13 protein-coding genes are annotated in these 9,798 nt (G+C 47.2%); 7 read left to right on the forward strand and 6 right to left on the reverse strand.

The annotated features are described in order from the left end of the window. The first annotated feature begins 83 nt into the window (after positions 1-83). A complete protein-coding gene (locus DDT52_RS20375) occupies positions 84-353 on the forward strand; it encodes an alternative ribosome-rescue factor A (RefSeq protein WP_136157942.1) in 270 nt (89 codons plus the stop codon). Here the strand turns inward: DDT52_RS20375 and mscL are convergent. The 5 genes from mscL to def form a co-directional block, all read right to left on the reverse strand. Then, positions 343-759 carry a large-conductance mechanosensitive channel protein MscL gene (gene mscL / locus DDT52_RS20380; protein ID WP_136157943.1) on the reverse strand — a complete coding sequence of 139 codons (417 nt, stop codon included), beginning with the start codon at positions 757-759 and terminating at the stop codon, positions 343-345. The two genes, DDT52_RS20375 and mscL, sit on opposite strands and share 11 nt — an antisense overlap. Before the next feature lie 95 nt (positions 760-854). Next, positions 855-2,231 carry a Trk system potassium transporter TrkA gene (gene trkA / locus DDT52_RS20385; RefSeq protein WP_109491467.1) on the reverse strand — a complete coding sequence of 459 codons (1,377 nt, stop codon included), beginning with the start codon at positions 2,229-2,231 and terminating at the stop codon, positions 855-857. 57 nt (positions 2,232-2,288) lie between these two features. Further along, the gene (gene rsmB / locus DDT52_RS20390) at positions 2,289-3,578 is read right to left on the reverse strand and encodes a 16S rRNA (cytosine(967)-C(5))-methyltransferase RsmB (protein ID WP_136157944.1); all 1,290 of its coding nucleotides are present in this window, start codon (positions 3,576-3,578) and stop codon (positions 2,289-2,291) included. 62 nt (positions 3,579-3,640) lie between these two features. Beyond that, positions 3,641-4,588 (reverse strand): methionyl-tRNA formyltransferase, encoded by a 948-nt coding sequence (gene fmt, locus DDT52_RS20395; RefSeq protein WP_136157945.1) that lies wholly within the window; start codon positions 4,586-4,588, stop codon positions 3,641-3,643. 23 nt (positions 4,589-4,611) lie between these two features. After that, positions 4,612-5,121 (reverse strand): peptide deformylase, encoded by a 510-nt coding sequence (gene def / locus DDT52_RS20400; protein WP_136157946.1) that lies wholly within the window; start codon positions 5,119-5,121, stop codon positions 4,612-4,614. Between the two features lie 129 nt (positions 5,122-5,250). Between def and dprA the strand changes: the two genes are divergently transcribed. From dprA to DDT52_RS20430, 6 genes are read left to right on the forward strand one after another with little or no spacing between them, the layout of a single operon-like run. Beyond that, the gene (gene dprA, locus DDT52_RS20405; protein ID WP_136157947.1) at positions 5,251-6,372 is read left to right on the forward strand and encodes a DNA-protecting protein DprA; all 1,122 of its coding nucleotides are present in this window, start codon (positions 5,251-5,253) and stop codon (positions 6,370-6,372) included. Beyond that, complete coding sequence (gene smg / locus DDT52_RS20410) at positions 6,344-6,817, forward strand: DUF494 family protein Smg (protein WP_109491472.1); 474 nt, start codon at positions 6,344-6,346, stop codon at positions 6,815-6,817. The genes dprA and smg overlap by 29 nt, the downstream gene beginning before the upstream one ends. A gap of 20 nt (positions 6,818-6,837) precedes the next feature. Then, positions 6,838-7,395: a DNA topoisomerase family protein gene (locus tag DDT52_RS20415; RefSeq protein WP_136157948.1), complete on the forward strand. Its 558-nt coding sequence runs from the start codon at positions 6,838-6,840 to the stop codon at positions 7,393-7,395. After that, complete coding sequence (gene tsaC, locus DDT52_RS20420; protein WP_136157953.1) at positions 7,388-7,957, forward strand: L-threonylcarbamoyladenylate synthase type 1 TsaC; 570 nt, start codon at positions 7,388-7,390, stop codon at positions 7,955-7,957. The genes DDT52_RS20415 and tsaC overlap by 8 nt, the downstream gene beginning before the upstream one ends. Positions 7,958-7,977: 20 nt before the next feature. Continuing rightward, positions 7,978-8,805, forward strand: coding sequence for a shikimate dehydrogenase (gene aroE / locus DDT52_RS20425; protein WP_136157949.1), 828 nt, complete (start codon positions 7,978-7,980; stop codon positions 8,803-8,805). Next, positions 8,802-9,059 carry a DUF1488 family protein gene (locus DDT52_RS20430; protein ID WP_136157950.1) on the forward strand — a complete coding sequence of 86 codons (258 nt, stop codon included), beginning with the start codon at positions 8,802-8,804 and terminating at the stop codon, positions 9,057-9,059. Before aroE ends, DDT52_RS20430 begins: the two co-directional genes overlap by 4 nt. Here the strand turns inward: DDT52_RS20430 and DDT52_RS20435 are convergent. After that, the gene (locus tag DDT52_RS20435) at positions 9,041-9,592 is read right to left on the reverse strand and encodes a gamma carbonic anhydrase family protein (protein WP_136157951.1); all 552 of its coding nucleotides are present in this window, start codon (positions 9,590-9,592) and stop codon (positions 9,041-9,043) included. The genes DDT52_RS20430 and DDT52_RS20435 overlap by 19 nt on opposite strands. Positions 9,593-9,798 lie beyond the last annotated feature (206 nt).

Genomic DNA, 9,798 nt, shown 5'->3' on the forward strand with positions numbered 1-9,798 from the left:
TTCTGACCAGTCTGTTTTAACCTTATTTTCTGCACTATACTCTTCACGCTTGATTTCTATCATCCATCCTATGAGGAGTGATTATGACTACCTATCGTCATAAACGAGGGAAGATCCAGGATAATGCTATCGAAGCATTGCTACATGACCCACTGTTTCGCCAACGAGTAGAGGTTAATGTAAAAGGCAAAGGTAGCTATCGTAGAAAAGACAAACATGCAAAGAAGGGAAACTGGGAGGTCAGCGGTAAGAAATCAAATGATTATTTACCGCTGACCTTTTTGTTTTCTGATATGAAACGTTGTGGCACAATGTATTTTATAGATCGCTTCTTTAAGATGTTTACAGTTTAGACTGTTGTTGATCTTTTAGCAGATCGCGAATTTCAGCTAATAATGTCTCTTCCGCACTTGGTTTTGGTGGTTCAGCTGGCGCATCTTCTTGTTTACGGCGCATTTTATTCATTAGCTTGATTGCCATGAAAATGGCAAACGCAACAATAATGAAATCAAAGATATTCTGAATAAAAACACCGTAGTGCATAATTACCGCAGGTATATCTCCCTGAGCATCACGTAAAACCAGGCTGAATTGTTTGAAATCAACGCCGCCGATCAGTAACCCTAAAGGGGGCATGATGATATCAGAGACCAGTGACGAAACAATTTTACCAAAAGCGGCACCAATGATTACCCCGACAGCCAGATCTACAACATTACCGCGCATAGCAAATTCGCGGAATTCTTTAATAATACTCATAACCACTCTCCTTGATAAAAGATCAATTAATTTTAACCAATAGTTTGATATTTTCCACATTGCCCAAACTGATTTAAAAAGGCATATCCCGGCAATTATAAAAAGAACGGACTCGGTTGGAATAAACGTTCTACATCTGGTACGAATTTTTTGTCTGTTAAAAACATAATGACATGATCGCCTTGTTCAATATGCGTATTATCATTTGCGATAATGACATCATCGCCCCGAACAATCGCGCCAATGGTTGTACCGGGGGGAAGTTTTATATCTTCAATCGTCCGTCCGACGACTTTTGATGTACCTTCGTCTCCATGAGCGATGGCTTCAATCGCTTCTGCCACCCCTCGGCGAAGAGAAGAAACGCTGACAATATCCGCTTTGCGGACATGGCTGAGCAAAGCCGAGATTGTTGCCTGCTGCGGCGATATGGCAACATCAATGACGCTTCCCTGTACTAAATCGACATAAGCCCGCCGTTGGATAAGGACCATCACTTTTTTGGCCCCCATCCGTTTTGCCAGCATGGCAGACATAATATTGGCTTCATCATCGTTGGTGATAGCGATAAAGACGTCAATTTGTTCAATATGCTCTTCCGCAAGGAGCTCTTGATCTGAAGCATCTCCGTGAAAAACAATGGTGTCTTGCAATAGTTCGGCCAGTTCAGCGGCACGCTCCGCATTTCGTTCTATTAGTTTGATGTTATAACTTTTTTCTAAGCGCTGAGCTAAACCTGCACCAACGTTCCCCCCTCCAACGATCATAATTCGTTTATAGGGTTTCTCCAGGCGCTGTAATTCACTCATCACGGCCCGGATGTGTTGAGACGCGGCGACAAAGAAGACTTCATCACCCGCTTCAATAACGGTAGAACCCTGCGGCCGGATAGGACGGTCATGACGAAAAATTGCCGCCACACGCGTTTCGATATGTGGCATATGTTCACGAATAGAGGATAGCGCGTTGCCGACCAAGGGGCCGCCATAATAAGCATTTACCGCAGCAATACTGACTTTCCCTTGTGCAAAATTGACGACCTGAAGCGCGCCGGGGTATTCAATCAGCTTGTAAATGTTATCAATGACTAGCTGTTCCGGAGAGATTAAATGGTCAATGGGAACGGCTTCGGGCAGAAATAGATGCTCGGACTCGCGGATATATTCAGCAGATCTAATCCGCGCAATACGGTTTGGCGTATTAAAAAGCGAATAGGCAATCTGACATGCAACCATGTTGGTTTCATCGGAATTGGTTACGGCGACCAACATGTCCGCATCTTCTGCGCCGGCCTCACGCAACACGCGTGGGTGAGAGGCGTAGCCTGTGACCACCCGCAGATCAAATTTATCCTGAAGCTGGCGTAAACGAACGGTATCGGTATCGACAACGGTAATATCGTTATTTTCACCTGCCAGATTTTCTGCCAGCGTACCGCCTACCTGACCAGCGCCAAGAATAATAATCTTCATAGTTCATTCTGCCGTATATTCATTGCCGTAGGGGTTTAGACAATACTGGAGCCAATGTCAGTTTTTTACCAGCTTCGCATAAAAGAAACCATCGCCGTCATCGGTGCCAGGCAGTTTCTGTATGCCAGGACTTGTTAAATTTCCTGTGTCTATTAACTGCGCGTTGGTATGGCGACTGAGGAAAGCGGTTATTTGCCGTTGGTTTTCTTCCGGCATAACTGAGCAGGTCGCATAGACCAACGTTCCGCCTGTTTTCAGGTGAGGCCAGACAGCATCAAGAATCTCTTTTTGCAGCATGGCGAGCTCGGCGATGTCATTATCGCGTCGCAGCCATTTTATATCCGGGTGGCGACGAATGACACCAGTTGCTGAGCAAGGCGCATCAAGGAGAATGCGGTCAAATACTTTGTCACCGCACCAGGTTGCCGGGGAACGTCCATCGCCCTGTTTTACCTCGGCATGCAATTGTAAACGCTGTAAATTTTCCTTCACCCGATTTAGCCTTGCATCATCAATATCAATGGCTAAAACATGAGATTTGGGCGCAGCTTCGAGAATATGCGTGGTTTTACCGCCCGGTGCAGCACAGAGATCGAGAATCTGTTCACCATTCTGCGGCGCCAGCCAATAGACGCATCCCTGGGCTGAAGCATCCTGTACCGTAACCCATCCTTGTGAAAATCCAGGGAGAAGATTAACCATACACGGCGTAGATAACCTAATGGCATCGGCATATTCAGGATGAGGGAAAGCTTCAATACCTTCCTGAGCTAATAAAGCAATATACGCATCACGGGTATGATGCAGACGATTGACGCGCAGCCACATTGGCGGACGCTGATTATTCGCGTCGACGATCTCTTTCCATTGCTCTGGGTAGGCATCTTTAAGCCTTTTCAGTAACCAACCGGGGTGCAGGTAATGGGCAGCGTTATTGGCAACCCGCTGGGTTAACTCATCCTGCTGTCGTTGGAACTGTCGTAATACACCATTGATCAGTCCCTTAAGCTGCGGACGTTTCATGGCAACGGCACCTTCGACGGTTTCAGCCAGCGCGGCATGTGCCGGAATGCGCGTATATAACAGCTGATAAATACCGACCATAATGAGGTAATGCAGTGGCCGCTGTTTACCTGTCAGAGGTTTGGACATCAGTTGTTGAATACACCATTCTAATTGCGGCAGAACGCGTAATACGCCAAAGCACAACTCCTGCAGTAATGCGCGGTCTTTATCCGTTATCTCTCGCTGGTAAACAGGCAACAAAGTACTGAGCGATTGCCCGTGATCCAGTACTTGTCCCACCACTTTAGCGGCAATACTGCGAAGATTATATGAGCTTTTCATTCATTAGCGACTACGTGAGAGATTGGGTATACCGGCTATGGCTCTGCCGGTATGGGAATCGATTAGGCCAGAATATTACCGGGTGTAAACCACTCACGGCGTGAGTTAAGTAAATCCTGCGCTTTCATCACTTTTTTGCCGGCAGGTTGCAACTCGATAATATTTAAAATATTTTCCCGAGCGGCTACCTGGATGCCATTCTTGTCTGCTTGCAGGATAGTGCCTGGCTGCGAATGGTGATTGGAAGAAATAACCTCAGCTTTCCACACTTTGATAGGTTGTTCGTCTATCAGGAGGTAGCTTACTGGCCAGGGATTAAAAGCACGAATGCAACGTTCAAGCTGTGCCGCAGAAAGCTGCCAGTCAAGGCGGGCTTCTTCCTTACTGAGTTTCTCAGCATAGGTGGCAAAAGTGTCATCTTGAACTTCTGCTACCGTGCGGGCGCCGGCAAGTTGTTTCAACGTATCCAGAAGCCCGCGTGGACCCAGCTCCGCAAGTTTGCTGTATAGCGTTGCGCTGGTATCCTCTTGAAGGATCGGACACTCGATTTTATGCAGCATTGCGCCGGTATCCAAACCTGCGTCCATCTGCATAATGGTAATGCCGGTATTCCGATCGCCGGCCCAAAGTGCGCGCTGAATGGGGGCCGCACCGCGCCAACGCGGCAGAAGTGAGCCGTGTACGTTGATACAGCCAAGTCTCGGCATATCTAATACGGCTGGTGGCAAAATCAGTCCATAGGCGACAACAACCATGACATCTGCATGCAGCGCTTCGACCAACCCCTGGCTTTCTGAAGGGCGCAGGGATTTAGGCTGATATACCGGCAAATTATGTTGTTCCGCCAGTACTTTCACCGGGCTTGGTGTCAGCTTGTTACCTCTTCCGGCAGGACGGTCAGGTTGAGTGAAGACACCAACAACCTGATGTTCTGACGATAACAAAGCCTCAAGATGGCGCGCGGCAAAATCAGGTGTTCCTGCAAAAATGATGCGTAAAGAGTCAGACACGATGTTTCCTGTCAGGAAAATTATTAAGCGCGGCTATTCTGCTTGGCCAGTTTTTCCAGTTTTTGACGAATTCTCTGGCGTTTCAACGGGGAAAGATAATCAATGAACAATTTCCCGACCAGATGATCCATTTCATGCTGGATACAAATAGCAAGAAGACCGTCGGCTTCCAGCTCAAACGCGTTTCCTTCCCGATCCAACGCGCGCACTTTCACGCGCTCAGCGCGCGGAACCAGCGCTCTTGTTTCTGGGATCGACAAACAACCTTCTTCTATGCCGGTATCACCACTCTTTTCAAGAAGTTCAGGGTTGATCAGGACCAATCGCTGATCCCGTTCTTCTGAAACATCAATAACAATAATACGTTGGTGAATGTCCACTTGTGTGGCGGCCAGGCCAATGCCTTCTTCTTCATACATGGTATCGAACATATCATCGACGATACGCTGAATGTCTGCATTGACTTCTTTTACGGGCTTGGCTGTTATGCGAAGCCGCTCGTCCGGAAAGTGTAATACCTGCAAAACTGACATATATATTTAGATCTGTATCCGAGTGGTGAGAGAGTTCTACTCCCTATTCTAGACATTTCCCGCCCTGATTGACAGCATCTGCACTTAATTGCACGGTTCACCTGAACCTGGCGAAACAAGGGATGCTCCATGCTATCAACGGAAATCTGGCTGCGTTTAATGGAAGTGAGGCAGTTGAACGCGAAACGTGCCAGCCTCATTGCCAGAAAACTGATTGACAGAGGGCGTACGGATGATAATACCTTGCGCTCTCTGGGAATGACGGAAATTCAGGTTGAACAATTTCGACTTGTTGATCGTCACGTACTGGAGACAACGCTTGCATGGGCGACTCAAGCTGACCATCACATTGTCACCTGCGCTGATAAACGATATCCGTTTTTGTTGGGCAATATCCGCTCGTTCCCTTTTTTACTGTTTGTTGATGGCGATCCGGATTTACTGGCATCGCCACAAATTGCGATAGTCGGCAGCAGAGAAAACACGCGGTATGGTGAACAATGGGGACAGTTTTTTGCTCAGGAGTTGGCTGCCAACGAGCTCACTATTACCAGTGGTTTGGCTATCGGGATTGATGGTATTGCGCATCGTGCGGCGCTTGATGTGGGAGGGAAAACGATTGCCGTATTGGGATGCGGATTGGCAAATATTTATCCTTATCGCCACAAGAAACTTGCGGCACGTATTCTTGAAAATGGCGGCGCGCTGGTATCCGAATTCCCGCTTTCCGCCCCTCCCAGACCAACAAACTTCCCCAGAAGAAACCGCATCATAAGCGGGCTGAGTCTGGGAGCTCTGGTTGTTGAAGCATCGATCCGCAGCGGCTCTCTGGTTACCGCTCGTTATGCATTGGAACAAGGTCGTGAAGTCTTTGCTTTGCCGGGGGCAATTGGCAATCCGATGACTGAGGGGACGCATTGGTTGATTCAACAAGGGGCGTATCTGGTCAGCCATCCCAAAGATATTATCGAACAGTTAAAAAGTGAGCTTCACTGGATCTCCACTGAAAACGATCAAATTATTTCTGCTGTTGAAGAGGATGTTGAATTGCCATTTGCTGATGTGTTGGCTAACGTAGGAGATGAGGTTACACCTGTTGACGTTGTCGCTGAACGTGCCGGCCAACCTGTGCCAGAAGTAGTGGACCAACTATTGGAACTGGAGTTAGCAGGATGGATCGCATCAGTACCCGGCGGCTATGTCCGATTAAGGAGGGCAGGCCATGTTCGACGTACTCATGTACTTGTTTGAGACTTACATTCACGATGAAACCGAAATGCGTGTTGATCAGGATACGTTGACTGATGACCTCACCCGCGCTGGATTTGACCGTAATGATATCTACAGCGCGCTGAGTTGGCTGGAAAAACTGGCTGACATACAGGAAGGACAGAATACGCCGCTTAATCTGGCGCATGATCCGTTGGCTATGCGGATTTATACGCAGGATGAAGAGGTGCGTCTTGATGCAGACTGTCGTGGTTTTTTATTATTCCTTGAACAGATCCAGGTGCTGAATTTCGAAACGCGTGAAATGGTGATTGAGCGAGTGATGGCGCTGGAAACTCAGGAGTTTGATCTTGAGGATCTCAAATGGGTCATTCTTATGGTGCTTTTCAATGTTCCCGGGTGTGAGAATGCCTATCAGCAAATGGAAGAGTTATTATTTGAGGTGAATGACGGTTATGTGCAATAGCCTGGAGAGTAAGAAAACGGATGGCTAAAACCGGGCTGTTTACTGACAAGAAACAGGATATCTGCCCTAAATGCGGGTCTGTGTTGGTCATCCGTTCCGGCCGACATGGACCTTTTCTCGGGTGCTCCGGTTATCCGGCGTGTGAATTTATTCGTCCGTTGAAAACTCAGGCAGATGGTCACATTGTCAAAGTACTGGACGGACAGATCTGCCCGCAATGTCAGTCCACATTAGTGTTGCGGCAAGGGCGGTATGGCATGTTCATCGGGTGTGGTAATTATCCTGAATGCAATCATATCGAAGTCATAGATCGTCCAGATGAAACGGCGATCGGTTGCCCGCAATGTAACGAAGGCACTTTGCTGCAGCGTAAGTCTCGCTATGGGAAAATATTTCATTCTTGCGATCGCTACCCTGATTGCCAATTTATGCTAAACCATAAACCTGTTGCAGGCGAGTGTGTTTATTGCCATTACCCGCTGCTGATTGAAAAAAAAACGTCCCAGGGCGTCAGGCTTTTTTGTGCCAGTAAATTATGTGGAAAGCCGGTAAAGGCTGAAATTGATAATGATGAATGATGTCTCTGATGATGTTCTGGTTCCTTTATTGACGGAATTGCAGAATGAAAATGTAATCGCATACCCTACTGAAGCCGTATTTGGCTTAGGATGCGATCCTGATAGTGAAATTGCGGTCAAGCGTTTACTGGCACTAAAACAGCGGCCATGGCAGAAGGGACTGATTCTTATCGCTGCCGATTACTCTCAATTGTCACCTTACATAGATGACAGCGTGTTGTCTGAAAAACAAAAACGAGACATGTTCTCGAGTTGGCCAGGACCTGTCACCTGGGTGATTCCAGCGAAACCGACTACGCCGAAATGGCTGACCGGGCAATTCACGTCCCTTGCAGTTCGTGTCAGTGCCCATCCGGTGGTAAAGCAATTGTGTCTGAGCTATGGCAAACCTTTAGTTTCAACCAGTGCTAATTTAAGTGGATTGCCGCCTTGTCGTACTGAGGAAGACGTTTACCAGCAGTTCGGTGAAGGATTTCCTGTGGTCAATGGGAACGTCGGTGGTAGAGCAAATCCTTCAGAGATAAGAGATGTTTTAACCGGTGAGCTGCTGCGTCAGGGTTAATCTAACGATTGGAGAGTAGGGTGTCTGAGATAAAGTCTTTTGCTGTTTTTGGTAATCCAATCGCACACAGTAAATCGCCGCGTATACATGAGTTATTTGCTGCCCAAACGGGCATTGATCTTTCTTATCAACGTATGCTGGCCCCGTTGGACACCTTTGAAAGTGTTCTTCGTCACTATTTTCTCGACGGAGCATGCGGCGCGAACATTACCGCGCCATTTAAAGAGCGGGCTTTTGCAGAAGCCGATGAACTTAGTGAATGCGCCTCACTTGCTGGAGCGGTCAATACGTTAAAGAAGCTGAAAGACGGGCGCTTGTTTGGCGATAATACCGATGGTATTGGTTTGTTAAGTGATTTGCAGCGGCTGAATTTCATCAATCCTCAAGATCGTATCTTACTAATTGGCGCCGGTGGCGCAGCCCGCGGTGTTATCCAACCATTGTTATCTTATGGTTGTTCGGTTGTGTTGACTAATCGCACTTTTTCAAAGGCGGAGGCACTGGCACAACTCTTCAGTTCGATTGGTGAGGTTGAGGCCGCAACGTTTGATACGCTGCAAGGGCGATCGTTTAATCTGGTGATCAATGCAACATCATCCGGCATATATGATAGCGTCCCGGATTTACCCTCAAGCTTGATTTCACCTGAAACACGCTGTTATGACATGTTTTACTTACCTGAACTCACGCCATTTTTAGCATGGTGTGTAAAACATGGGGCCGGCAGCTATGCAGATGGTTTGGGAATGTTGGTTGGACAAGCCGCGCACGCTTTCAAACTTTGGCATGGTGTGATGCCGGATGTGACGCCTGTCATCCAGTTACTTAAGCAGGAACTGGTACGATGAATCAGGCGATTCAATTTCCGGATCGTGAGCGCTGGGATAAGGCGTTGCAGGCAATCCGTTTTCCGGTTTTGGTGAATGGATTTCAGCAGGAATGCTTAATCGGCATAGAACAGCTCCAGTTGCATTATGGCAACGTCAACCCTGAACAGTTCTTGGCCCTGTTCAGGGAAAACCGCTGGGATTTTGAAGAGATGTTTGAAAAATTAGTACGTGATAATGAATATGACGATCAGGGTTATTTTTCCTTATCCTGAGTAAGGTATTCATTTTTCCAGCGGACATAGTTATTTGAGGAGTAGATAAGTCCTTCAATTTCTTCCTGAGTCAGTGGCCTGATTTTTTTTGCAGGGCTACCAAAGTATAAATAACCACTTTCCAAACGTTTGCCTGGTGAGACAAGGCTACCGGCACCGATCATGACATCGTCTTCAATAATGGCGCCATCAAGGATTATCGATCCCATCCCGACTAATACACGGTTGCCGATTTTGCAACCGTGCAGCATTGCTTTATGTCCAACCGTGACATCTTCCCCGATGATAAGTGGATTACCTTCTGGATTCTTCTCTGAGCGGTGAGTGATGTGCAAGACCGATCCGTCCTGAATGTTGCTTCTTGCGCCAATGCTTATCTGATTAACATCGCCACGAATGACTACAAGTGGCCATACACTTACATCGTCGCCCAATGTCACTTTACCAATAACGACGCTTGAACGATCAATCATTACATTTTCGCCAACAACAGGAAGTGCGTCTTTATAACGGCGAAGTAATTCAGATCCCATCAACAACCCCTTAGTTACTGCATCATATCTGTACCCTGAAAATAGCCTTGATCGAATAAGATCTCAACGAAAGGGTCGAAAAACACGCGAACAGAAAAAAAGATCGAGAAAGTAGTTGTGTAACAAAATGGGATCCCTATAATGCGCCTCCATCGACACGGCGCTGTGAGCTTAATCACAGTGGTGCGGAGAGAAAAGAAAGAGAA

This window comes from Brenneria roseae subsp. roseae (assembly GCF_003115845.1).
In the GTDB taxonomy this organism is placed as follows: domain Bacteria; phylum Pseudomonadota; class Gammaproteobacteria; order Enterobacterales; family Enterobacteriaceae; genus Brenneria; species Brenneria roseae.